The organism is Flavisphingomonas formosensis, assembly GCF_009755815.1.
GTDB classification, from domain to species: domain Bacteria; phylum Pseudomonadota; class Alphaproteobacteria; order Sphingomonadales; family Sphingomonadaceae; genus Flavisphingomonas; species Flavisphingomonas formosensis.
On sequence record NZ_WRPK01000004.1, the window covers coordinates 358,524 to 382,407 of the forward strand.

The window sequence follows — 23,884 nt, forward strand, 5'->3', positions numbered from 1 at the left end:
CTTGCCGGTCCTGCTCCCCCGAGACTAGACCGGCGTCGGGGAAGACGGGGCGCTGAGGGCTTTGTGAAGAATCTGATCGTGGCGTGCCTGATGGCGGCGGGCATGGCGATTGTGGCGCCGCCCGCTGTCGCAGAGCCGCCGGCACTGAGCATCTACGGTAATCTGCCCGGCTTCGAGATGGCGGCGCTTTCGCCTTCCGGAAAAAAAGATCGCGCTGATCGGCGTCGTCGAGGACAAGCGCCGACTGATCATTCTCGACGAGGACGGCAAAACATTATTGGTGTCTGGCGTCGGGAACAACAAGCTGCGCCAGATCCGCTGGGCGGGCGAGGATCAGGTCGTCGTCTGGGTGAGCGCTACCACCAGCCTCGGCATCGGTTTCACGGCCGATAAGGTGGAGCTGTCGAACGCGCTCGTCATTCCGGTGGACGGCCGTAAGGGTTGGACGGTGTTCGGGGGCAAGGGATCGATCACCGGCGGCGTACGCGGCTTTTACGGCATCGAGCAGCATGACGGGCGCTGGTATGGGTATTTCGGCGGCATCACGCTGGAGCAGGATCGCGGCTCCGCCTATTTGGGGGACACCAGCGCGGAACTTTACGAGGTGGATATGGCCGATGGCCGCATCCGCCGGATCGCGCGCCGCGCGGATAGCACCATCGACAGGGACTGGCTGATCAATCCGGATGGCACGGTCGCCGCCTCGCTGGATTTCATGTCCAAGGATGGCAGCTGGAAGATTCGCATGGCACCGGCAAGGAGCTGGCGGCGGGCCGAAACCCGCTCGGCGGCATCGGCCTGGTGAGCGTCGGCCGCACGCCTGGCATCATCCTTTATGTCCGCACCGACGAGAGTGACGGGACGGAAAGCTGGTTCGAACTGCCCCAGCAGGGAGGCACCGCGCAGCAGGTGCTCCCGGGAACCGGCGTGCGCCACGCCTATATCGACGATCGCAGCCGCCAGCTCATCGGTTACCGCAGCAGCGACGACAAGTTCGACAGCGTCTTCTTCGATGCCCAGCGGCGGAAGGTGATGCGGGGCACGCGCAAGGCCTTTCCCGGTCTCAATGTCGAGCTGATCGACTGGAGCGACGATTTCAACCACCTGCTGGTCCGTACGGACGGCACCGGCGACCCTGGCACCTGGTGGCTGGTCGACATCAAGACCGGCAGTGCGACGGATATCGGCGTTTCCTACACCATCCCTAGCAAGGAGGTCGGCCCGGTGAGCACGATCGCCTACAAGGCACGGGATGGCCTGGCCATGTCCGGCGTGCTCACATTGCCGCCCGGCCGCGATCCGAAGAATCTGCCGGTGGTGATGCTTCCGCACGGCGGCCCGGCCTCGCGGGACTATGCCGAATTCGATTGGTGGGCGCAGGCGTTCGCCTCGCGCGGCTATGCGGTGTTCCAGCCCAATTTCCGCGGCTCTACCGGCTTCGATGCGGCTTTCCAGAGGGCGGGCCATGGCGAGTGGGGCCGCAAGATGCAGACTGACATTTCCGATGGCCTGGGCGAGCTGGTTCGGCTGGGCATCGTCGATCCCAAGCGCGCCTGCATCATGGGAGCCAGCTATGGCGGCTATGCGGCTTTGGCCGGCGTGACGCTGCAGCATGGGCTGTATCGCTGCGCGGTTGCCGTGGCGGGGATAAGCGACGTTCTTGCCCTTTATCGGACAGACGTGGCGGAAAGTGGCGGGGATCAGACGATGATCCGCGCGCTCAAGGACGAGATCGGTTCGGGCAGGGATCTGAAACTCGTGTCGCCTGTCAATTTCGCAGGCAAGGCCGATGCGCCGGTGCTGCTGATCCATGGCAAGGACGACACCGTCGTCGCCTATTCGCAGAGCCAGGCGATGGAGAGCGCGCTGCGCAGGGCCAGCAAACCGGTCGAGTTCATCACATTGCCTGGCGAAGATCATTGGCTTTCGCGCGGCACGACACGGCTCCGCATGCTCGAATCCGCGTTGACGTTCGTGCAGCGATATAATCCGCCGGACAAATAGCGCGAGGCAGGGGCAGCCGCCGTTCCGCGAGGCTGCGCCACGGCCCCGCAGCAGGACCACAGGCTGCGGTTGACGTGCCCCTGCCTTCGGCTGCAAAGCGTCGCCACGATGAAAAAGCACACTGGCCAGGATCGCAGCATCACCCAGACTTGGCGCCCCGCCACACAGGCGGTGCGGGGCGGCACGGTCCGCTCCCATTTTGGCGAGACCAGCGAGGCCATCTACCTGACCTCCGGTTACGCTTATGATTGCGCGGCTGACGCTGCTGCACGCTTCGCGGGCGAGCAGGTTGGGATGACATATTCGCGCCTGCAAAATCCCTCGGTCGAGATGCTCGAGCAGCGGATCGCGCTGCTGGAGGGCGCCGAGGCGGCGCGCTGCACAGCCTCGGGCATGGCGGCGATGACGGCGGTGTTGCTCTGCCAGCTCAGCCAGGGCGATCATCTCGTCGCCGGCCGCGCGGCTTTCGGCTCCTGCCGCTGGCTTACCGACACGCTGCTGCCGCGATTCGGCATCGAGACGACGATCGTCGACGGCCGGGATCCCGATCAGTGGAAGGCTGCGATCCGGCCGAACACCAAGGTCTTCTTCTTCGAGACGCCGGCCAATCCGACGCTTGACATCGTCGATCTCGCGGCGGTGTGCGGCATCGCCCGCGAAGCGGGGATCACCACGGTCGTCGACAACGCCTTCGCCACGCCTCTCTTGCAGAAGCCGCTGGACTATGGCGCCGACATCGTCGCCTATTCTGCGACCAAGATGATGGACGGGCAGGGGCGCGTGCTGGCCGGCGCGGTATGCGGCACGCAGGAGTTCATCGAGAAGACCTTCCTCGCCTTCACCCGCAACACCGGCCCGACCTTGAGCGCGTTCAATGCCTGGGTGGTGCTGAAGGGGCTGGAAACGCTGGACCTGCGCATCCGCCGCCAGAGCGAAAACGCGCTGAAGGTCGCCCGCTTCCTCGAGCCGCGTGTGCCGACGCTGCTCTATCCGGGGCTGGCCAGCCATCCGCAGCACGAATTGGCGATGCGTCAGATGGATGCCGGTGGCACCATCCTCTCGCTCTATCTCGATGGTGGCCGCACGCAGGCACACGGTCTGCTGGACGCTCTCCAGCTCGTCGACATTTCCAACAATATCGGCGATTCCCGTTCGCTCATGACTCATCCCGCGTCGACCACGCACGCCGGACTCAGCGCGGAGGTGCGCGAATCGATGGGGGTGACGGAGGGCATGCTGCGGCTCAATGTCGGCCTTGAGCATCCGGACGACGTGATCGAGGATTTCGATCGCGCGCTGAAGGCGGTCGGGCTGTGATGAAAGCGCTATTCCCGCATGTGGCGACCACGCGCGGGGTGACGGTGCGCGTGTCGGTGAGTTTCCTGCCGGAGCAGTCGGAACCGGCCAAGGGTCGTTGGTTCTGGGCCTATCATGTCCGTATCGAGAATGAGGGCAAGCAGGCGGTACAGCTGCTGACCCGCCATTGGTTGATCGTGGATGGCCGCGGCGGCAAGCATGAGGTGCAGGGGGAGGGCGTGGTCGGTGAGCAGCCGGTAGTCGAGCCCGGTGGCTCGTTCGATTATGTGTCCGGTTGCCCGCTTCACACCCCCACGGGGGCGATGGAGGGAAGTTATCGCATGGTCGGCGAGGACGGGACGAGCTTCGATGTCGCCATTCCGCGCTTCCCGCTGATCGCGCCGGCGGTGGCGCAATGAAGCGTACGCATCTGCCGCTCAACGGCCTGCGCGTGCTCGATGCCGCCGCCCGGCATCTCTCCTTCACCCGCGCCGCGGACGAACTGGCGGTGACGCCGGCCGCGGTTGGCCAGCAGATCCGTGCGTTGGAGGATACGCTCGGCGTCGTACTGTTCCGCCGCACCGCCAAAGGGCTGGAACTGACGCCTGAAGCCGAGGCCGGCCTGGATGCGCTGCGTGCTGGCTTCCTCCAGTTCGAGGAGGCGGTTCGAGCGATGCAGGCGGGGCAGAGCTCGAAAAGCCTTACCATCGCTGCGCCGCGCGATTTCACCGCCAAGTGGCTCGCGCCGCGCCTCGCCGAATATGGCCGTTCCGATGGCGAACTGCGCTTCGTGCTGCTGTCCGCCGACGAGGAACTGGATTTCACCCAGGCGAATCTCGACGTGGCGATCCGCCTCGCCGACGGTCCGGGCGAGCATGAGGGCATCAAGCTGGCGGAAGGCGGGTTCGTCACGGTCGGCCTGCCTGACGGGCCGGCTGGCATGATCTCCTGGCCCGGTTGCCCTTCCGATGCGGAATCGGTGCCGGTGCTGAGCGTTGCCGACGCTGGCCTCGCCATCGATGCCGCTGCCAGCGGCTTCGGGCGCGCGGCGGTTCCGACACTGCTTGCTGCGGCCGATATCGCTTCGGGGCGGATTGCAGCACTGGCCGACGAGCGCAAGGCTGCGCGCGCCTATTGGCTGATCGCGCCGCTACCGCAATGGCGGCAGAAGAAGGTGAAGGCACTCGTGGCGGCGCTGACCGGCGCTGCCTGACGCGCGTTTGCGATCCTGGCGGCGGCTTGTTCTTACGACATTTATCGGGTCGAACCCACTTCCTTTTCAATTTACATAAATGTAAGCTAATTCCCTTGCTGACAAGTGGTGGGAATGATGGCCTTTCTTTGCACGGCCTTGGGGCATGCACGCGATCCCGGTCGTATCCGCCATGACGGACTGGAGTTTCGCACTCACTGCCGGCGTTGCGGTATGGCGCTGGTGCGTGCGCCCGACGGAAAATGGGTGGATGCGGAGTTGGCGAGGCGATCCGGTCGGCGATAGGCGCGCGGTCGAGCCAAGAGCTTCGAATATCGAGGAAAAGGCAGGCGCCCTGGGGAAGCGGTGGTGGGTCCGCCGGGATTCGAACCCGGGACCTCTCGATTAAAAGTCGCTTGCTCTACCGACTGAGCTACGGACCCACCTCGCTGCGATCGGGTGCGGCGTACCGCCCTGATCGGGTTGCTTCCCCTAGGGAGCGACGCGGTTGCGGTCAACTGGAGATCGCCGGGTCACGCGCGCGAGCAGATGGCGGACGGTGCGATGACCCGCGGGATGGCGCCAGTGCGGGGCGATGGCGGCCAGCGGCCGGAGCACGAAATCGCGCTCCGCGTAGGATCGATGCGGTATGGTCAGCCGGCCCGGTCCCGAGGAGGTCCAGCGTCCTCCGCTCCATAGGATGATGTCGAGGTCGATCACGCGCGGCCCCCAGCGCCGGCCGCGTCTGCGGCCGAAATCGTGCTCGATCCGCTTGAGCAGGGTCAACAGCGCGTCGGGTTCCAGATCGGTCGCGATCAGGGCGGCGGCGTTGGCGAAAGACCGGCCGGCCGGCCCCAGCGGTGCCGTGGTCAGGATCGGCGAAATGGCGAGCACGCTGACGTCTTCCGAGCCTAGCGCGGTCAGCGCCGCATGGATGACGTGGCGTGGTGCGCCGTGCCGACCATGGCGTCGGTTCGATCCCAGCGCGATCGCAAAATGATATCTCATGATCGCGCTAGACTATGCCTGATGCGGCGAGTCGAGGGGCTTGGTGATGGCCGACCCGCTTTCGATCCTGTAGGCGGAGCAGGTGACCGGCTTGGCCACCCCTCCGCGCGATTGTCCGCTTTGTCCGCGCCTCGCTGCGTTCCGCGAGGAACAGCGGGCGGCCCATCCCGACTGGTTCAATGCACCCGTGCCCAGTTTCGGAGATGCCGACGCCTGGCTTGCCATCGTCGGTCTGGCGCCGGGCCTGCAGGGAGCCAATCGCACTGGCCGACCATTTACCGGCGATGCTTCGGGTGCGCTCTTCTATGGCACGCTCCTCAAATTCTGCCTCGCCGAGGGTGAATTTCGGGGCGAAAGTTCGGACGGGCTGCGCCTGAGGGGCGTGTACGTGGTCAATGCGGTGCGCTGCGTGCCTCCTCAGAACAAGCCTGTGCCGTCGGAGATCCATGCCTGCCGCCCATTCCTCGACGCCGAGCTTGCGGCGTTGCCGGCCCTACGGGTGGTGATCGCGCTCGGGCAGATCGCACATCAGTCGGCGATCAAGGCGATCGGCGGAAAGTTGCCCAAATATCCTTTCGGCCATCTCGCCGAACACCGGCTGCCGAACGGCATCCGGCTGATCGATAGCTATCATTGCTCGCGCTACAACCAGAATACCGGGCGGCTGACGCCGGCGATGTTTGAAGCGGTATTCACGCGCGCGATCGAGTGCGTGACATGATTCATCTCACGCTCGCGATCGTCGATTTCATGGTGTTGTTGCTCAAGGCCGCGCTCAATCTCGCAGCCTGGATGGTCGCCGGCATCGTCTGCGCCTGCCTGGCGCTCTGGTTGGGCTGGCGCGCCGTCCGCAAGGGACGGCGCGGCCCCGACCGATCCTGATCAGACGGTCTTGAGATAGTCGAGATAGGAGCCGTCCGGCGGGCCGTCGAGCGCGGCCATTACCGGCCCGATGACGGCCTTGTCGAGATTGCCGCCGGCGGCCTTGTGCGCCTCTTCAGAATCCCATTTCTCGATGAAGACGAAGCGCTTCTCGTTGCCGAGGTCGCGCAGCACCTCGACGCCCTGGCAACCGGGAAAGGGGCGGACATGATCGGCGAGGCCGTAGAGCGCCGTTTCCAGCGTCGCGTCCTTCCCATCGGCGGCGTGCATCAGATACAGGCGGGCAACAGTCATCGGCTTCCTCCCTCTTAAATATCCTGGGTCAGGCGGGTATATAGCTCGGGTCGTCGATCGCGGAAGAAGCCGAATGCCGCGCGGTGGCGCTTCACCACGTCGAGATCGAAGCTGGCGACCAGCGCGCCGGTCTCCTCGGCGCCATATTCCGCAGCGAAATCGCCCCGCTCGTCGGTGATGAAACTGTGGCCATAGAAGCGCTGGCCTTGCTCGGTTCCGATCCGGTTGGCGGCGACGACGGGCACCACGTTCGAGACGCTGTGCCCGATCATCGCGCGTCGCCACAGCCGGCTGGTGTCCAGCGAGGGATCATGGGGCTCGGATCCGATCGCGGTGGGGAAAAACAGGATGTCGGCACCCATCAGCATCATCGCGCGCGCCGTTTCGGGATACCATTGATCCCAGCAGATGCCGACGCCGATCGTGCCATAGGGGGTGGGCCACACCTTGAAGCCGGTGTTGCCGGGCCGGAAGTAGAATTTCTCCTCATAGCCCGGGCCGTCGGGAATGTGGCTCTTGCGATAGCTGCCCATCACGCGGCCCTGATCGTCGATCATCGCCAGCGTGTTGTAATAATGAGGGCCGTCCGCCTCGAAGAAGCTGGTCGGGATAAACACTTCGAGCTCGGCGGCGAGTGCCTGCATCGCGCGGACGGCCTTATGTTCGCCGAGCGGCTTGGCATTGGCGAACAGGCCCTCGTCCTCGACGCGGCAGAAATAGGGGCCTTCGAACAGCTCCGGCGGCAGGATCACCTTGGCGCCGCGGGCCGCGGCGTCGCGCACCAGCTCGGATACCGCCGCGATATTCGCGTCGATGTCGTCAGTGAAGGCAAGCTGGAGGGCGGCAACGCTGATTTGGCTCATGGTCTCGGTACCTGTTGGCTGATGCAGTGGAAGCTGCCCCCGCCGGTCAAGATATGGTCGGCCCGAAAGCCCACGGCCTTGCGTCCTGGAAAGAGCGTGCCGATCGCTTCCACCGCCGCCGAGTCGTTCTCCGCGCCATAGAGCGGGATCACGACGGCGGCGTTGCCGATGTAGAAGTTCATGTAGGAAGCCGGGACGATTCCGCCATCCCGCTCGACCTTGCCGGGCGAAGGAATGGCGACGACCTCGAGTCCGAACGCCTCCGCCCGCGCGCGGGCGTCGCGATAGACGGCGGCATTGGGATCGTCGGCCGACGCCGGCTCCGGCACCGCCAGCACACCCTCGGCCACGAAGCGCGCAAGATTGTCGACATGGCCGTCGGTGTGATCGTTGAACAGACCGTCACCGAGCCACAGCAGGCGATCCACGCCCAGATCCTCGGCCAGCCGCGCCTCGAGCTGGGCGCGGTTCAACATCGGATTGCGGTTCGGATTGAGCACGCATTGTTCGGTGGTGACGGCAAGGCCGGTACCGTCGACGTCGATAGCGCCGCCCTCGAAGATCCAGTCGCACGTCTTGACGGAAAAGCCTGCCCGGCCGGCCAGCCCGCGGGCGACCGTGTCGTCATGCTCCAGATCATATTTGCCGCCCCAGCCGTTGAAGCCGAAGTCGCGCGCGGTCAGGCCCGCGTCGCCACGCACGATGATCGGCCCGGTGTCGCGCAGCCAGATGTCGCCAAACGGCAGCAGCTCGATGCACGCGCAGCCGCCGGCCAGTGCTTGTGCCGCCTTCGCCGCCTCCTCGTTAGCGGCTACAAGGCGAACTTGCTCGCCCATGCCGTCTGCGTGGACGGCACGAGCGAAGGCCGCAACCTCTTCCTGCGCTGGCGCCAGATCGTCTTCCCAGAGATCGGCGTGGCTCGGAAAACCGATCCACACCCAATCATGCGGCGCCCATTCCGCCGGTAGCCTTGCTTTCACATTCCCTCGCGTGACTTGTCCCGAATCGCTTTGAATTCGGTGCCCGGATACCAGTTCGGCCACATATCGCCATCGGCCAGTTCGCGGCCGATATCATAGTAAAGTGTCAGATCCTCGACAGCGCCCGACCAGTCCCAGTTCGGATCATATTCGTCCTGCGGCTTGTGATAGCGATGCGCCGTATAATCGTCGTCCGCCTTCTTGCCCGCAGCGATGCCGCCGACGAGGAGATCCTGGCCGCTGTCCGCATCCAGCATCGGCACGCCTTTCTTGGCGAAGCTGAAATGGTCCGAGCGATAGTAGAAGCCCTTCTCCGGCGTCGGTTCCGGCATGATCGTGCGATGCTGGGTAGCGGCCCAGCGCTTTAGGCTTTCCTCGAGCTCGGACTTGCCCGGTCCGACGACGACGATGTCGCGGGTGCGACCCTTCACGTTGAGTCCGTCCATGTTGACGCCGCCGACGGTGCGCGCGAGCGGAAAGATCGGATGCTCCGCATAATATTGCGAGCCGAGCAGGCCGGCTTCCTCCGCAGTCACCGCAAGAAAGACCTGCGAGCGGGCGGTGGGGCCGGCCTTGGCCTGCGCCTCGGCGAGCGCGACCAGGCCCGCGACGCCACTCGCATTGTCGAGCGCGCCGTTGCAAATGTCGTCGCCGTTGACCGGCTCGCAATGGCCGAGATGATCCCAGTGCGCGGAATAGATGACCACCTCGTCCGGACGGGTCTTGCCCGGCAGGATGCCAACCACATTCTTCGATTTCTGCCGCTTGATGGCGTTGTCGATCGTGATCGATGCCTTGAGCTTCAGCGGCACGGCCTTGAAGCCAGGCTTCGACGCTGCGGCAGCCAGAGCATCCAGATCCTGCCCCGCCGCGGCCATCAGCCGGCGCGCCGCCGCATTGGACAGCCAGCCGATCACCGCCGACTGGTCCATATGATCGTTGGTAGCGTCCATCTCGAGCTGCGGCCCCGTCCAGGACGAGACGACGACGTCGAAAGGATAGGCGGCGGGCTCGGTGTCGTGGACGATGAACACTGCCGCCGCGCCCTGCCGCGCCGCTTCCTCATATTTGTAGGTCCAGCGGCCATAATAGGTCATCGCCCGGCCGCCGAACGGTCCGTCGAGCGTCTGGGTCTTCCAGTCGGGATCGTTGATCAGCAGGACGACCGTCTTTCCTTTGACGTCGATGCCGGCATAGTCGTTCCAGTTCTTCTCGGGGGCGTTGATGCCGTAACCGACGAAGACGATGTCGGAATTGGCAACCGAGACCTGCGGCCGGACGCGATAGGTGGCGGCGACGATGTCGGTCTTGTACGTGAGGGACAGCGGCGTCTTGCCGCCGCTGATGTCCAGATGCGTCGTGGGTGCGGCGGTGATCTCGACCAGCGGCACGTCCTGGAACCAGCTGCCCTTGTTGCCGGGCTGCAGCCCCGCCTGCTTGAAGCGCTCGACGATATAGGCGGTGGTCTTCTCTTCGGCCGGCGTGGTCGGCTTGCGGCCTTCATAAGCGTCTGAGGAAAGGGTTTGCGTCACGCTTTTGAGCGTGTCGATCGAGATCGCCGGCGGCGCGGCCTGGGCGGTGGTGGCCAGCAAAGAGACGAGCGCCAGCGCGCGCAACGGACGGATAAGCGCCATGAGGTTCCTCCTGTTCGTTCGTCCCCCACGACGATGGCCTGAAGCATGGCAGGACGCCTCGGACTGCGCAACAGCGGCGGACGGCGGCTTTGTGATCCAGACCATGTCGGGGGTCTTGCGATCGTTTCGATTTTGGATGTGATTCCAGCCATCTGCCTCTGGCCGGAAAGTGTAGGCTGGGCCAAAGAAACAGGGTGAAGGGGGAAGAATGAGGATAGGAACGGTCAAGCGCCGGCTGCGGGGCAACTGCGGCTGGATGGGGCTTCTGGCGGCATCCGTGCTGTTCGCGGGCGCGATCCCGGCTGAGGCGGCAGACGCTCCGGTCGATCCGGCCCGCCTGTTCGGGGTTCGCCCGGATATCGAGGATATCTCGCTGTCGCCGGACGGCAGCAAGGTGGCTCTGATCATGCCGGGGCCGGGACGCGCGTCGATCCTGAGCGTCGCCAAGGTGGGTGTGGGGCAGGCTCCCAAAGGGCTCAACCGGACAGATGGAAATCCGACGCGCCTGGTGAGTTGCAATTGGGTCGCCGACGACAGGCTCGTCTGCATGACCTACGGGCTGGTGCATTTTCAAGGAGACATGATCGGCTTCACCCGGCTGTCCGCCGTGGATACGAACACCGGCGCTGCGCGCGAACTCGGTACGCGGGATAACGACAAGACACTGGGGCTGCACCAGTTCGACGGCGAGATCATTGACCGGCTGGATCAGAGGGAGTGGGTTCTGCTCAGCCGCAGCTACGTGCCCCAAGTGGATATTGGAACCCGCCTGGCCCAAACGCGATCTGGTTTAGGTGTCGACAAGGTCAATGTCCGCACGCTCGCCGTCCAGAATGTCGAGGTCGCGCGAGAAAACGCCGCGCGCTATATGTCCGACGGAAATGGTCATGTCCGCATCATGCAGATGGAGATGACGGCCGGGCCCCAACAATCGCTGACCGGCGTGACTGTCACCTACTATCGTTCCTCACAGGGCGACGGCTGGAAGGAACTCGCCAGAAATGATCCCAAGACCGATCAGAGCTTCACGCCACTGGGCGTCGATGGCGGGCAGAATGCGGTCTATGTACTCAAGAAGAAAGACGGTCGGAATGCCCTTTACAAGATTCTGCTCGATGGTTCGATGCAGACCGATCTCGTCTATGCCAATCCGCAGGTGGACGTCGACGATATCGTGACTCTGGGGCGGGATGGGCACGTGATCGGGGTCAGCTACGTCACCGACAGGCGGGAAGTGGCGTATCTCGATCCCGATTATGAAAAATTGGCGAGGTCCCTTTCCAAGGCCCTGCCGGGATTGCCGCTCGTCCGGTTCATCGATGCCAGCCGGGATCTGTCGAAACTGCTTATCTTCGCGGGAAGCGACATCGATCCAGGCCGCTACTACGTGCTCGACCGCAGCACACATCAGATGAAGGAGATCAGTCTGGCCCGGCCCGATCTCGAGCATGTCCGTCTCGCCGAGCAGAAAGCGGTTACATACAGCTCGATCGACGGCGTGCGGGTGCCCGCCTATCTGACGCTTCCGCCCGGTAGCAACGGCAAGAACCTGCCTGCGCTGGTCATGCCGCACGGCGGCCCCTCGGCGCGGGACGAGTGGGGGTTCGACTGGCTTGCGCAATATTTCGCGCATCGCGGGTTTGCCGTTCTCCAGCCCAATTTCCGGGGATCGAGCGGCTATGGTGCCGACTGGTTTGTCGACAACGGCTTTCGCTCCTGGCGGACGGCGATCGGGGATGTCGTCGGCGCCGGGCGATGGCTCATCAAGGAAGGCATAGCGGATCCGGCGAAGCTAGGTATCTTCGGCTGGTCCTATGGCGGCTATGCGGCGCTCCAGTCCAACGTGCTGGACTCCGATCTGTTCAAGGCTGTCATTGCCGTCGCGCCGGTCACCGATCTGCAATCGCTGAAGCAAGAAGCGCAGAATTTCACCAACGACAGGCTGGTGCGAGCCTTTGTCGGTGACGGCCCGGCGGTGACTGACGGGTCACCCGTGCGTCATGCGGCGGCGTTTAAAGCGCCGGTGCTGATGTTCCACGGCGATCAGGACGGCAACGTCCGTATCTTCCAGTCGCGCGAGATGGACGATGCGTTGCGGCACGCCGGCAAATCGAGCGAACTGGTCGTCTTCAAGGGGCTGGATCACCAGCTCGACGACAGTGATGCGCGGACGCAGCTGCTCGCGCGCAGCTATGATTTCCTGAAGGCCAATCTGCACATGTAAAAAGGGGCGGCCCCCGTTGGGACCGCCCCTTTCTTGCTTTGGCTGGAAGGCCGGATCAGCGCGAGTAGAACTCGACGACCAGGTTCGGTTCCATCTTCACCGGATAGGGAACTTCGTCGAGCGTCGGAACGCGGATGAAGGTCACCTTGGCCGCGCCGTCCGGAGCGACATAATCGGGAATGTCGCGCTCGGAGAGGCTCTGGGCCTCGAGCACCAGCGCCATTTCCTGCGCCTTGCTGCCCAGCGTCACCTCGTCACCCGGCTTCACGAGGCGCGAGGCGATGTTGCACTTCACGCCGTTGACGCGGATGTGACCATGGCTGACGAGCTGGCGCGCGGCGAAAATCGTCGGCGCGAACTTGGCGCGATAGACGATCGCGTCGAGGCGGCGCTCGAGCAGGCCGATCAGGTTCTGCGAGGTGTCGCCCTTCATGCGGCTGGCCTCGACATAGGCCTTCTTGAACTGCTTTTCGGTGACGTCGCCATAATAGCCCTTCAGCTTCTGCTTGGCGCGCAGCTGAATGCCATAATCCGAAAGCTTGCCCTTGCGGCGCTGGCCGTGCTGGCCGGGGCCATATTCGCGCTTGTTCACCGGGGACTTCGGACGGCCCCAGATGTTCTCGCCCATGCGGCGGTCGAGTTTGAACTTGGCGCTGCTGCGCTTCGACATGAATCTATCCTTCAATCGCTACGACGTAATCCGCCCATCCTGCGGGAGGAGGGACGGGGTTCTTCCCGGTATTTCGCTCTGCTGGGATCTCGGATGGGATCGGCAGGGCCACCGCTTCACCGGGGTGCGGGGCCGATTGCGAAGGCCGGGCTTCTAGAGCCGTGGCGGCCAAAGTCAAGCTCAACGCGGGCGGGGCTTTTCGAGGGCACTCAGCACGCCGCGCAAGGTACGCACTTCCTGGGCATTCCAGGCTGGCTTGGTCAGCACCGAACGCAGCGTCCTTTTGGTCGCGGGCACGCGATCGGGTGGAAAGAAATAGCCGGCGTCCTCAAGCATCGCTTCCAGATGCTCAACGAGACCGTCTAGATCGGCCTGTGGCGCCGGTGGCTCCAGTTCCACGCTGGGGGGAGAGGCGAGCGTTTCCCCTTTCGACCACTCATAGGCGACGAGGATCACCGCCTGAGCCAGGTTGAGGCTGCCGAATTCGGGATTGATCGGCACGGTCACGATCGTCCGTGCGATCGCGACGTCGTCGGTTTCGAGGCCGGACCGTTCCGGTCCGAACAGGAAAGCGGAACGGCCGGCTTCGGTGCGGATGGCGCGGGCGGCCTCTTCGGGTGTAACGACCGGCTTCACCAGGCCGCGCTTGCGCACCGTAGTCGCATAGACATGGGCACAGTCGGCGGTCGCGTCGGCGATACTGTCAAAGACTTTCGCCTGTTCCAGCACGATGTCCGCACCGGACGCGGCGGGGCCGGCATCCGGATTGGGCCAGCCGTCGCGCGGTGCCACGAGCCTCATGTCGGTGAGCCCGAAATTGAGCATCGCCCGTGCGGCCTTGCCGATATTCTCGCCGAGTTGGGGGCGGACCAGGATGATCACGGGAGGCGGGGAGGCGTCCCCAGAGGGCTGAAAATCTTTAGAGGCGCTCAAGCCAGGATCCTTCGATACGGGAATTCGCCAGGCTCAGTCCCTACTCAGGATGAGCGGAGATGGGAATTGCCGGGCCAAAAAGGGGATCACGACGAGCCCGCTTCGCTCACCGCCCCCGCAAAATCCTCAAAATCCTTGGCTTCGGTGAAGTCCTTATAGACGCTGGCGAAGCGGATATAGGCTACGCTGTCCAGCGCCTTGAGACCAGTCATGACCATCTCGCCCACATGTTTGGCCGCGATCTCGCTCTCGCCGCTGGTCTCGATCTGCCGCTGGATGTCGGACACCAGCCGCTCGATACGCTCGCTCGCGATCGGCCGCTTGCGGCAGGCGATCGCGATCGAGCGTTCGAGCTTGGTCCGGTCGAACGCTTCGCGGCGGCCTTCGCTCTTCACCACCGTGAGTTCGCGCAGCTGCACGCGTTCGAAGGTGGTGAAGCGGGCGCCGCAGCCTTCGCACTGGCGGCGGCGGCGGATGGCGTTGCCGTCCTCGGAGGGACGGCTGTCCTTCACCTGGCTGTCCTCATGGGAACAGAAAGGGCAACGCATCTAGCGGATCCGCCTCCGGTCGGCTCAGGCCGCGGGGTAGATCGGGAAGCGATCGCACAGCGTCCGCACGCGTGCCTTCACATCCGCTTCCACCGCCGGATCGCCATGCTCGCCATTCTTCGCGAGGGCATCGAGAACGTCGGCGATCATGTCGCCGATTTCGCGGAATTCGGCCGGGCCGAAGCCGCGCGTCGTGCCGGCGGGCGATCCGACGCGGATGCCGCTGGTCTTGACGGGCGGCAACGGATCGAACGGCACGCCATTCTTGTTGCAGGTGATCGCCGAACGCTCGAGCGCCTCGTCCGCGTCCCGGCCGGTCACGCCCAGCGGCCGCAGGTCGACGAGCGCGAGATGCGTATCGGTGCCCCCGGCGACGAGATCCGCGCCGCGCTCCTTGAGGCGGCTCGCAAGCACCTTGGCGTTGTCGATCACCGCCTTGGCGTAGCTCTTGAACTCGGGGCGTAGCGCCTCGCCGAACGCCACCGCCTTGGCGGCGATCACGTGCATCAGCGGACCGCCCTGCAGGCCAGGGAAGACGGCCGAGTTGATCTTCTTCGCGATTGCCTCGTCGTCGGTCATGATCATGCCGCCGCGCGGACCGCGGAGCGTCTTGTGCGTCGTCGTGGTGACGACATGGGCATGGCCGAAGGGCGTGGGGTGCACGCCACCGGCAACGAGGCCGGCGAAATGCGCCATGTCGACCATGAACAGTGCGCCGACCTCATCCGCGATCGCGCGGAAACGGGCGAAATCGATATGACGCGGATAGGCCGAGCCGCCGGTGATGATCAGCTTCGGCTTGTGCTCGCGGGCCAGAGCCTCGACCTGATCGAAGTCGATCAGGTGATCGTCCGGGCGCACGCCATATTGCACGGCATTATACCATTTCCCTGACAGCGCTGCCTTGGCGCCATGGGTCAGGTGGCCGCCCGCGTCGAGGCTGAGGCCCATGATCGTGTCGCCGGGCTTGGTCAGGGCCAGCATCACCGCGCCATTGGCCTGGGCGCCGGAATGCGGCTGGACGTTGGCGAAGCCGCAGTTGAAGAGCTGCTTGGCGCGATCGATGGCGATCTGCTCGACCTCGTCGGACGGCGCGCAGCCCTGATAATAGCGCTTGCCGGGATAGCCCTCGGCATATTTGTTGGTGAAGACCGAGCCCTGCGCCTCCAGCACGGCGCGCGAGACGATGTTCTCGGAGGCGATCAGCTCGATCTGGTGCTGCTCGCGGGCAAGCTCCTTCTGGACGCCACCGAAGACGGCGGGGTCGGCGTCGCCCAGACCGCGGGTGAAGAAACCGTCTGGCTGGACCTCGTGCAGCGATGCCGGGTTGGTGCTCATGCGGGCTCCTTCACATTTTCAGGGTTGGAAAGCTTATCGACGCGGCGTTGATGGCGGCCGCCGCCGAAGGGGGTGGTCAGGAAGGCCGAGAGGCAATCCTTGGCGGTATCGATGCCGATCAGGCGCGCGCCCATGGCGATGACGTTGGCGTCGTTATGCTCGCGCGACAGGCGTGCCGACAGGCCGTCGGAAACGAGCGCGCAGCGGCAGCCCGGATTGCGGTTCACCGCGATGGAAATGCCTATGCCGGAGCCGCACAGCGCGACGCCCTTGTCGGCCTGACCGGAGGCGACATGCTCGGCCAGCTTGTAGCCATAATCGGGATAGTCCACCGAATCCGCGGTTGCAGGGCCCAGGTCCACCACTTCGTGACCGGCCTCGCGCAGCCATGCCGCAAGCGCCGCCTTGAGGTCGACGGCGGCATGATCGGATGCGATGGCGATCTTATCTGCCATTGGACGGGGTTCCTATGAGTCGAATGGCGGCTATCTAGTAGCGTCCGGAGCGAAAAGCCACCAGCGATCCACAAGCGATTGGGGTAGGCTGGACGGAGTAGGGACGAAGGGTTGACGAGGAGGGTGCGTGATGCGTTTCGGATTTGCGACGATCATCCTGATGGGGCTGGTATCGGCCTGCGGCGGCGAACAACGGTCGGATGAGCCGGCCAATACGACCGTCGCCTTGCAGGATATGGATGCTTCGCCGGTCGCGAACGGCAGTGAAGCGGCCGCGTTGCCGACGGACGGATGGATCGGCAAATGGACGGGGGTCGAAGGTTTGGCTCTGGACATCGCGAAGGGCAGCGGCCCTGGCGCCTATCGGCTGACTCTGGATCTGCTCGACAGCCATAATGTCTATGAAGGCGAAGCGGACGGCAGCGTGATCCGCTTCAGGCGCGGAGACGTGGTGGAAACGATCCGTCAGGTGCCGGGCAGCGAAACCGGGCTCAAATGGCTGGCGGACAAACCCAATTGCCTGATGATCAAGCCGGGCGAGGGATTCTGCCGCCCGGCGTGAGCCTTACGTCGATGAACTCTGGTTCTGGCCGTCCTGCGCAAGCGCGAGATAGCGCAGCATGTCCGCCGCCTCGATCGGGCGGGAGATTAGATAGCCTTGCAGGTGGGTGCAGCCGGCTACCTGCATGAGATCCGCTTCCGCCTGCGTCTCGATGCCCTCGGCGATCACGTCCAGGCCGAGCCGCAGGCCGAGCGCTGCGGCGGTCTCGACGATCGCCATTGCCGTCGAATCCTCGGATACGCCGCTGGAGAGCGATCGATCGAGCTTGAGCCTGTCGAACGGGAAACGGCGCAGATAGGAAAGCGACGAATAGCCGACGCCGAAATCGTCAAGCGCGATGCGGAAGCCGGCCGCGCGCAGATCCTTGAAAGCCTGGTCTGCATTCCAGCGCGTTTCGAGGACGACGCTTTCGGTGACTTCCAGGATGATCCGCGTCGGGCTGACGCCGCAGGTGCGCGCTTTGCCCTCCAGATAGCGCACGAGCCCGCTATCGCGAAATTGTGTGGGAGAGAGGTTGATGGATACCTCTATATCCGGCCAGCCGGCGGCATCGCGAAAGGCGCGGCCGATGACCCAGGAACCGAGCCGCTGCATCTGGCCGGACGTCTCGGCGATCGGGATCATTTCGTCGGGCGATACGATTTCGCCGGTGCGCCGCGTCCAGCGCAGCAGCGCCTCCACGCCCTGCTCGCCCGTGCGTCGGACCGGCACCACCGGCTGATAGACGAGGCGCAACCCCTCACCGGTGCGGATCGCTTCGTCGAGTTCGATTTCGAGCTGATGACGCCGCTCCACGGCGTGGCTCATCTCGTGGCGGAAGATCTGCGTCGATCCGCGGTTCACCTTGGCTTCGTAGAGCGCGATGTCGGCATAACGTGCCATCGTCACGGCGGTGGAGTCGCCCTGCCGTGCAATCGCGATGCCGATCGAGGTGGAGATGCCGACATGATGGCCGGTGATGTCGAACGGAGTAGCGAAGAGACCGGTGAGCTGGTCAGCGAGGCGCTGTGGAGCTTGATCGTCGGTGCAGGGGGCGATCACCGCGAATTCGTCGCCGCCGAGACGAATGAGGATATTGTCGGGCTCCAGTGCATCACGCAGTCGCTCGGCAACGGCGACGACGAGGCGGTCGCCGGCATCATGGCCGAGAGTATCGTTGACGTTCTTGAATCGATCGAGATCCAGGCAGGCGAGCATCGGGCGCGGCCCTTCGCCGCTCCGCCATGCCGTCAGCCGGCTCTCCAACATGACGGAAAAGGCGCGCCGGTTGGGCAGGCCGCTCACTGGATCGCTGTTCGCCAGGGCGATCGCCGCCGTTTCGCTTTCGCGTAGCCGCCTCGCCGATCCCATCAGGCGGCGCAGCAGGACGAGGCAGGCGAAGATCGCCCAGGAACATGCGAAAGCGAGCAGCGGCAGCATGATGGTCAGCAGGCCGCGCGCAGGATTGACCGGATCCCAGGTCAGGCGGCCGAGCGGTGTGCCATCGTCGGCATAGAATGGCATGATGCCGTTGCGGGCATTGTGTCCGCCAGACGTGTTCAGCCGGACGCCCTTCACCTCCACCGCCATGCCCATCGCTGCGAGGCGCTGCGGGCTCAGCTTCAGCATGGACAGTTCGAGCGCAGGGCGCGCGGCGAGCAGCGACTTGTCGGTGGTGGGGAGCATCTCCATCACGGAGAGAATCACCGGCTTTCCGTCGATCGAGAGCAGGTTGGAGGCCGCTCGCAACGGTCGTCCATCGGCGGTTTGTCCGCGATTCTGGGTGGAAGACTGGAAATCGCCGTCACGGCGCGTGAACGGTCGGACTGGGCCGCCCCGAACCTCGCGGATCAGCGGTGCGGCAGCAGCAAGCAGGTGCTGCATGTTCGGTGCGTCGGCGATTGACGGTGGGAAGCGGTAGATTACCTGATCGGCGCCATTCAGGATGAGTATCTGGTCATGCCCATAGGTGCGCGTCAGATAGCCGCCGATTTCCTGGTCGAGCCACGGCTGGTCTAGGCTGGTGGTGTGGCGGACCGCGTCGTCCCACAATGTGACGCTCTTCTGTTCGTCGAGCGTCTTGAGGATCAGCCGGTCGATCTCGCGATTGAGCAACCGTCCTTCCATCGCCAGGGCGCTGCGATTCATCTGCAAGCCGGCATAGGCAACCATGAGCAGCAACAGGACGGATACCGCTGCGGTGACGAGCGCGATCAGACGGGCCTCCAGCCCGCCGGAAGCGACCTCGCGCGCGTTGCCGCTGCGTATGGCGGATCTGGCGATGGTAGGTCTCTCGCTCACGGCCGCCGCCCATTCGCCGGTCGCCGATCGATTATCGGCTCAATTGGTAAGCGGAGCGTGAAGGATGCGGCCTCGATCAACCCTTTTCAGGGCATGATCCGACAAAGCGGCAGCCGCCATTGCCGGTGCAGGGGCGAAAAGAACCTGGATGAAGCCCTGTCTTGCGACGATTTAAGACCGTCCGAAGCGGCCGCGCTCGATTCAGGCGGCCGCCCGCATATCAAGGCGATCCCAGATCTCGACGAGCGCATCGGTGAGCTCGCGCATCATTTCTTCGCTGTGGGCAGGGCCGGGCGTGAAGCGCAGCCGCTCGGTGCCGCGCGGAACCGTCGGATAGTTTATCGGCTGCACATAGACGCCATATTCGGCGAGCAATATGTCGCTGATCCGTTTGGCCTTTACCGGGTCGCCGACCATCAGGGGCACGATGTGGGTAACCGACCGCATCACCGGCAGGCCGGCTTCGGCGAACATCGCCTTCAGCCGTGCCGCCGCCGCCTGCTGCCCGTCGCGCTCCTCGCTGGAGCTCTTCAGGTGGCGCACCGCCGCAAGCACGCCGGCGACCAGCACGGGCGACAGCGAGGTGGTGAAGATGAATCCGGGGGCATAGCTGCGGATCACGTCGATGATCATCTTGTCCGCCGCGATGTACCCGCCCATCACGCCGAATGCCTTGCCCAATGTGCCTTCGATGATGGTGATGCGGCTCGCCGCCTCGTCGCGCTCGGAAATGCCGCCGCCGCGCGGACCGTACATGCCGACGGCGTGCACCTCGTCCAGATAGGTCAGCGCGTTATATTTGTCGGCGAGGTCGCAGATTGCGTGCAGCGGTGCGATGTCGCCGTCCATCGAATAGACGCTCTCGAACGCGATCAGCTTCGGTGCCTCGGGATCCTCGGCGGCGAGCAGCTCCTCCAGATGCTCGACGTCGTTGTGGCGGAAAACCCGCTTTTCGCAGCCCGAATTGCGGATCCCCGCGATCATCGAGGCGTGGTTGAGTTCGTCCGAGAAGATGATGCAGCCCGGCAGAATTTTCGCAAGGGTCGACAGTGTCGCTTCGTTCGAGACATAGCCCGAAGTGAATAGCAACGCGCCTTCCTTGCCGTGCAGGTCGGCGAGCTCACCTTCCAGATCGACATGGTAATGCGTATTGCCGCCGATGTTGCGCGTGCCGCCGGAGCCGGCGCCGACATCGTGCAGCGCCTCCTCCATCGCTGCGATCACCTTGGGATGCTGGCCCATCGCAAGATAGTCGTTCGAGCACCAGACGGTTATCGGCTTCGGCCCGTTATGCCCCGCAAAGCACCGCGCATTGGGAAACATGCCCTTGTTGCGCAGGATATCGATGAACACCCGGTACCGGCCTTCGGCATGCAGCCGGTCGATGGCCTGGGTGAAGACACGCTGATAATCCAAGGCACCCGCTCCTTAGTCCGTCCCGGCCAGATAGAGGCGAACTGCCGGGTTTTCCAGCGAGAACCGTTCGCAACAATAGTGACATATTGTCCTATGGCGCCGGAATCCAACATGTTGCTTGCGCCGCTGTGATCGAGCAGGTCGATCTAAAGAAACTCGATCCGTTCTAGGCCATGCGCCCGCAGGCCGGCGCGAAGGCCGGGCGGCGGCTCGAACGGTCCGGTGAAGACGGCAACGCCTTTGGCGCGATCCTCCGGCCATGTCTGCCCCTCGGTGAGCGATGCGATGCGACGCGCAATGCCGGCGCCGCCATCGATGAACCGCAGCGGGCGCGGACTCGCCGCGGCCAGTTCGTCGGCGACGAGAGGGAAATGGGTGCAGGCGAGCACGACGACGTCCATGCGCTCGCCGCCAGGCTGGTCGAGCAATCCGTCAAGCGCCGCACGGTAGGCGGCGGGATCGGTCGCCTCGCCGCGCAGTTTCGCTTCCGCGAGTTGCACGAGTTCGGCCGATCCATGGCGCAGCACGAGGCAATCGGAGGCGAATTTCTCCGAAAGATCGTCGACATAGGGCTGGCGCACGGTGGCATTGGTGCCGAGCACGCCGATCACCCTGCTACGCGACAGCACGGCTGCGGGCTTGATCGCCGGCACCGTGCCGACCACTGGCAACTCCAGCGCAGCGCGCACGCCCGCCAGCGCGATGGTGGAGGCGGTGTTGCAGGCGATCACGATCAACCGCGGGCGATAGCGCTCCGCCAGCCGCCCGAGCAGGGCGGGAACCCTGGCGGCGATCTCCGCCTCCCGCTTCGTGCCATAAGGGAAGCCGGCATTGTCGGCCGTGTAGACGATCGGAGCGCGGGGCAGGAGTGCGCGAGCGGGCGCCAGCACCGAAAGCCCTCCCACGCCGGAATCGAAGAAGAGGATCGGACGGGGGTCGTTCATGCCGCTCCAGAGGTCGCACGTGTTGCGCGCCATGTACGCATTGCTATGCTGCCGCGCAACGCGGGCGGGGCACGATCCGGCTTGATTCAGATTGTTGCGCACGCGTGATTATGACCTAGTTTCGCTCCCGAGAGGGGATTTGCGTGGAGTCTACTTTCTGGGCCGGTCCCGTCCTGGCTGCGGTGCTGGGCTATCTGCTCGGCTCTATCCCGTTCGGGCTGCTTCTGACGCGCCTCGCCGGCGCGGGTAATTTGCGTGAGATCGGCTCCGGCAACATCGGGGCCACCAACGTACTGCGCACCGGGCGCAAGGATCTGGCCGGGGCAACCCTGTTTCTGGATGGCGCGAAGGGCGCCGTCGCCGTGTTCGCCGCGCTCGCGCTGTGGGACTGGAACTGCGCGATGATCGCGGCTGCGGGCGCTTTCATCGGCCATCTCTATCCCGTCTGGCTGCGCTTTCGCGGCGGCAAGGGTGTTGCGACCTTTCTCGGCGTCGCGCTGGCGCTGCACTGGCCGTGCGGCCTCATCTTCGCCGTCATATGGATCCTTGCCGCGCTGATCACCCGCTATTCCTCTGTCGGCGGGATGGCCGCGGGCGTTTCCGCTCCGGTCGCCGCCGCGGCTTTCGGAATGTTCGATCTGGCGCTGCTTTTCCTTGCATTCACCTTGATGCTGTTGTGGAAGCATCGCGGCAATCTGGACCGGTTGCTCGCGGGGGCGGAGCCGCGTATCGGCGGGGGGTGATGTGGCAGACGGCGGGGACGATCGCGACGAAGACCGTATCGCCCGGCTGCGTCTGATCCGTACGCCCGGCATCGGCCCGGTCACCTATCATCAGCTGCTGCAGCGTTACGGTTCGCCGACCGCCGCGATCGAAGCGGTGCCCGAGCTGGCCCGCCGCGGCGGCGGTCGCCCGCCGGCCATAGCGCCGCGGGCTGCAATCGAACGCGAGGTCGCCGCAGTCGCTGCGTTGGGCGCACGCTATCTGTTTCGCGGTATAGGCCTCTATCCGCGCCTTCTGGCAGAAAGCGAGGGCGCGCCGCCCGTGCTGATCGTCAAGGGCGAGCTCGGCTTGCTCGATCGGCCGTCGGTGGCGCTGGTGGGCGCACGCAACGCCTCGGCCGCGGCGGTCCGCTTCGCGCGCATGCTGGCATCTGGCCTGGCGGAGCGGCGGATGGTGGTGGTCTCGGGCCTTGCCCGCGGCATCGACACGGCCGCGCATCAGGGATCGCTCGCCAGCGGCACCATCGCGGTCGTGGCCGGCGGCGTCGATATCGTCTATCCGCCCGAGAATGATGCGCTCCAGCGCGAGATCGGCGAACGCGGCCTCATCGTCGCCGAGCAGCCGCCCGGAACGGAGCCGCGCGCGCGGCACTTTCCCTATCGCAACCGCATCATCGCGGGGCTGGCGGCGGGTACCGTCGTCGTCGAAGCCGCGCCCAAATCCGGATCGCTGATCACCGCCCGCTACGCCGCGGAATTCGGGCGGGAGGTGATGGCGGTGCCCGGATCTCCGCTCGATCAGCGCGCGCAAGGTTGCAACCTGCTGATCCGGGAGGGAGCGACGTTGGTGCAGACCGTGGACGACATCGTCGAGGCGGTGAGCAGCATCGGGGGCGGTCTCGCGACCCCGGCGCGCAGCTATTCCGGCCCGCCGCCCGCCGATGCCGGCGATGCGGAGCGCCGGACGGTCATCGCCCTGCTGGGGCCGGTGCCGGTCCCCGTCGACGAGCTGATACGTCAGACGGGGCTGCCGCCGGCGATCGTGCAGACCGTGCTCCTCGAGCTCGAGCTCGGCGGGCGGCTCGATCGGCACGCGGGCGGACGGGTGAGCATCGCCTGATTTCCAGATGGCACGTCCGCTGCTTCAAAAGCATTTGGCGGATATTCGACGTTTTCTGTGGTGGTGCGGCGCTTCCGCATCTGGTCTGCTGCCTGCCCTGCACGAGGATGATGGAGAGCCGGGCCGATGACCAACGAAGCGCTGATGCGATCCTATTACGAGGCTTATAACAGCGAGGACGAGAGCCGACTGGCGCCGTTGCTGGCCGAGGATGTCGTGCTCGTCTCCGCCGCGGGCGAGCAGGCGGGGCGCGACGCCTATCTGGCCACTTATCGCTACATGATCGCGACCTTCGTCGATCGGATGACGCCGGAACGGATCGTCGAGAGCGGGGATGGCGCCGTGGTCGACATCCACGATCGGCTGGTGGCGCGCGCGGACGTGGCCGACTTCCTGGGTATGGCGCTGAATGCGGGCCAGGCGGTCGAGCTGGCGCTCACCGGACGCTATCGGATCGAGGATGGAAGGATCCGCCATATCGAGATTGCTCCTCGCGGCTGATCTGTCCTCGGCGGCAGG

General features: G+C 64.9%; 25 protein-coding genes and 1 tRNA gene. 12 read left to right on the forward strand and 14 right to left on the reverse strand.

Annotation, left to right across the window (positions count from 1 at the left end; translation table 11 throughout):
• Positions 1–280 precede the first annotated feature (280 nt).
• From GQY20_RS13785 to GQY20_RS13805, 5 genes are all read left to right on the forward strand, one after another.
• Positions 281–805: a hypothetical protein gene (locus GQY20_RS13785; protein ID WP_157217687.1), complete on the forward strand. Its 525-nt coding sequence runs from the start codon at positions 281–283 to the stop codon at positions 803–805.
• A complete protein-coding gene (locus tag GQY20_RS13790) occupies positions 802–2,004 on the forward strand; it encodes an alpha/beta hydrolase family protein (RefSeq protein ID WP_157217688.1) in 1,203 nt (400 codons plus the stop codon). The genes GQY20_RS13785 and GQY20_RS13790 overlap by 4 nt, the downstream gene beginning before the upstream one ends.
• Positions 2,005–2,112: 108 nt before the next feature.
• Positions 2,113–3,321, forward strand: a complete 1,209-nt coding sequence (locus tag GQY20_RS13795; protein ID WP_157217689.1) for a trans-sulfuration enzyme family protein — start codon at positions 2,113–2,115, stop codon at positions 3,319–3,321.
• Entirely contained in the window at positions 3,321–3,719 is a 399-nt protein-coding gene (gene apaG / locus GQY20_RS13800; protein WP_157217690.1) for a Co2+/Mg2+ efflux protein ApaG, read from the forward strand. Before GQY20_RS13795 ends, apaG begins: the two co-directional genes overlap by 1 nt.
• Positions 3,716–4,513, forward strand: coding sequence for a LysR family transcriptional regulator (locus tag GQY20_RS13805; RefSeq protein WP_157217691.1), 798 nt, complete (start codon positions 3,716–3,718; stop codon positions 4,511–4,513). Before apaG ends, GQY20_RS13805 begins: the two co-directional genes overlap by 4 nt.
• Positions 4,514–4,859: 346 nt before the next feature.
• Here GQY20_RS13805 and GQY20_RS13810 read toward each other — a convergent pair.
• Both GQY20_RS13810 and folK read right to left on the reverse strand, forming a co-directional pair.
• Positions 4,860–4,935: transfer RNA gene (locus tag GQY20_RS13810), tRNA-Lys, on the reverse strand.
• Positions 4,936–4,984: 49 nt separating this feature from the next.
• On the reverse strand, positions 4,985–5,500 hold the full coding sequence (folK, locus tag GQY20_RS13815; RefSeq protein WP_157217692.1) for a 2-amino-4-hydroxy-6-hydroxymethyldihydropteridine diphosphokinase: 516 nt from the start codon (positions 5,498–5,500) through the stop codon (positions 4,985–4,987).
• Positions 5,501–5,582: 82 nt separating this feature from the next.
• Here folK and GQY20_RS13820 point away from each other — a divergent pair, with 82 nt between their 5' ends.
• Positions 5,583–6,221 carry a uracil-DNA glycosylase gene (locus GQY20_RS13820; protein ID WP_157217693.1) on the forward strand — a complete coding sequence of 213 codons (639 nt, stop codon included), beginning with the start codon at positions 5,583–5,585 and terminating at the stop codon, positions 6,219–6,221.
• Positions 6,218–6,382, forward strand: coding sequence for a hypothetical protein (locus tag GQY20_RS13825; protein WP_157217694.1), 165 nt, complete (start codon positions 6,218–6,220; stop codon positions 6,380–6,382). Before GQY20_RS13820 ends, GQY20_RS13825 begins: the two co-directional genes overlap by 4 nt.
• Here the strand turns inward: GQY20_RS13825 and GQY20_RS13830 are convergent, their stop codons facing one another.
• Genes GQY20_RS13830 through GQY20_RS13845 form a run of 4 tightly spaced genes read right to left on the reverse strand, consistent with a single transcriptional unit; the run spans position 6,383 to position 10,153 of the window.
• Positions 6,383–6,676 (reverse strand): putative quinol monooxygenase, encoded by a 294-nt coding sequence (locus tag GQY20_RS13830; RefSeq protein ID WP_157217695.1) that lies wholly within the window; start codon positions 6,674–6,676, stop codon positions 6,383–6,385.
• Positions 6,677–6,690: 14 nt separating this feature from the next.
• Positions 6,691–7,539, reverse strand: coding sequence for an N-carbamoylputrescine amidase (aguB, locus tag GQY20_RS13835; RefSeq protein ID WP_157217696.1), 849 nt, complete (start codon positions 7,537–7,539; stop codon positions 6,691–6,693).
• Positions 7,536–8,519, reverse strand: a complete 984-nt coding sequence (locus GQY20_RS13840) for an agmatine deiminase family protein (protein WP_157217697.1) — start codon at positions 8,517–8,519, stop codon at positions 7,536–7,538. Before GQY20_RS13840 ends, aguB begins: the two co-directional genes overlap by 4 nt.
• Complete coding sequence (locus GQY20_RS13845) at positions 8,516–10,153, reverse strand: M28 family metallopeptidase (protein ID WP_157217698.1); 1,638 nt, start codon at positions 10,151–10,153, stop codon at positions 8,516–8,518. The genes GQY20_RS13840 and GQY20_RS13845 overlap by 4 nt, the downstream gene beginning before the upstream one ends.
• Positions 10,154–10,361: 208 nt before the next feature.
• Between GQY20_RS13845 and GQY20_RS13850 the strand changes: the two genes are divergently transcribed.
• The gene (locus GQY20_RS13850) at positions 10,362–12,377 is read left to right on the forward strand and encodes an alpha/beta hydrolase family protein (RefSeq protein ID WP_232476043.1); all 2,016 of its coding nucleotides are present in this window, start codon (positions 10,362–10,364) and stop codon (positions 12,375–12,377) included.
• A 55-nt stretch (positions 12,378–12,432) separates the two neighbouring features.
• Here the strand turns inward: GQY20_RS13850 and rpsD are convergent, their stop codons facing one another.
• The 5 genes from rpsD to rpiB form a co-directional block, all read right to left on the reverse strand.
• Entirely contained in the window at positions 12,433–13,047 is a 615-nt protein-coding gene (rpsD, locus tag GQY20_RS13855; protein WP_157217699.1) for a 30S ribosomal protein S4, read from the reverse strand.
• Positions 13,048–13,227: 180 nt separating this feature from the next.
• Entirely contained in the window at positions 13,228–13,980 is a 753-nt protein-coding gene (locus GQY20_RS13860; protein ID WP_157217700.1) for an RNA methyltransferase, read from the reverse strand.
• An 86-nt stretch (positions 13,981–14,066) separates the two neighbouring features.
• A complete protein-coding gene (nrdR, locus tag GQY20_RS13865) occupies positions 14,067–14,528 on the reverse strand; it encodes a transcriptional regulator NrdR (protein ID WP_157217701.1) in 462 nt (153 codons plus the stop codon).
• A gap of 24 nt (positions 14,529–14,552) precedes the next feature.
• Positions 14,553–15,866, reverse strand: coding sequence for a serine hydroxymethyltransferase (gene glyA, locus GQY20_RS13870; protein ID WP_157217702.1), 1,314 nt, complete (start codon positions 15,864–15,866; stop codon positions 14,553–14,555).
• Positions 15,863–16,321, reverse strand: coding sequence for a ribose 5-phosphate isomerase B (gene rpiB / locus GQY20_RS13875; protein ID WP_157217703.1), 459 nt, complete (start codon positions 16,319–16,321; stop codon positions 15,863–15,865). Before rpiB ends, glyA begins: the two co-directional genes overlap by 4 nt.
• Positions 16,322–16,451: 130 nt before the next feature.
• Here rpiB and GQY20_RS13880 point away from each other — a divergent pair, with 130 nt between their 5' ends.
• Positions 16,452–16,883 (forward strand): hypothetical protein, encoded by a 432-nt coding sequence (locus GQY20_RS13880; protein ID WP_157217704.1) that lies wholly within the window; start codon positions 16,452–16,454, stop codon positions 16,881–16,883.
• Between the two features lie 3 nt (positions 16,884–16,886).
• Here GQY20_RS13880 and GQY20_RS13885 read toward each other — a convergent pair whose 3' ends face one another.
• The 3 genes from GQY20_RS13885 to murI all read right to left on the reverse strand — a co-directional run bounded on the left by GQY20_RS13885 (position 16,887) and on the right by murI (position 21,523).
• A complete protein-coding gene (locus GQY20_RS13885) occupies positions 16,887–19,163 on the reverse strand; it encodes a bifunctional diguanylate cyclase/phosphodiesterase (RefSeq protein WP_157217705.1) in 2,277 nt (758 codons plus the stop codon).
• A 201-nt stretch (positions 19,164–19,364) separates the two neighbouring features.
• Complete coding sequence (hemA, locus tag GQY20_RS13890) at positions 19,365–20,579, reverse strand: 5-aminolevulinate synthase (RefSeq protein WP_157217706.1); 1,215 nt, start codon at positions 20,577–20,579, stop codon at positions 19,365–19,367.
• A 146-nt stretch (positions 20,580–20,725) separates the two neighbouring features.
• A complete protein-coding gene (gene murI / locus GQY20_RS13895) occupies positions 20,726–21,523 on the reverse strand; it encodes a glutamate racemase (protein WP_157217707.1) in 798 nt (265 codons plus the stop codon).
• A 143-nt stretch (positions 21,524–21,666) separates the two neighbouring features.
• On the opposite strand from murI, the gene plsY reads away from it, so the two are divergent.
• The 3 genes from plsY to GQY20_RS13910 all read left to right on the forward strand — a co-directional run bounded on the left by plsY (position 21,667) and on the right by GQY20_RS13910 (position 23,866).
• Complete coding sequence (gene plsY, locus GQY20_RS13900) at positions 21,667–22,266, forward strand: glycerol-3-phosphate 1-O-acyltransferase PlsY (RefSeq protein ID WP_157217708.1); 600 nt, start codon at positions 21,667–21,669, stop codon at positions 22,264–22,266.
• A 1-nt stretch (position 22,267) separates the two neighbouring features.
• Positions 22,268–23,365 carry a DNA-processing protein DprA gene (dprA, locus tag GQY20_RS13905; RefSeq protein ID WP_157217709.1) on the forward strand — a complete coding sequence of 366 codons (1,098 nt, stop codon included), beginning with the start codon at positions 22,268–22,270 and terminating at the stop codon, positions 23,363–23,365.
• 126 nt (positions 23,366–23,491) lie between these two features.
• On the forward strand, positions 23,492–23,866 hold the full coding sequence (locus GQY20_RS13910; protein WP_157217710.1) for a nuclear transport factor 2 family protein: 375 nt from the start codon (positions 23,492–23,494) through the stop codon (positions 23,864–23,866).
• The last annotated feature ends 18 nt before the right edge of the window (positions 23,867–23,884 follow it).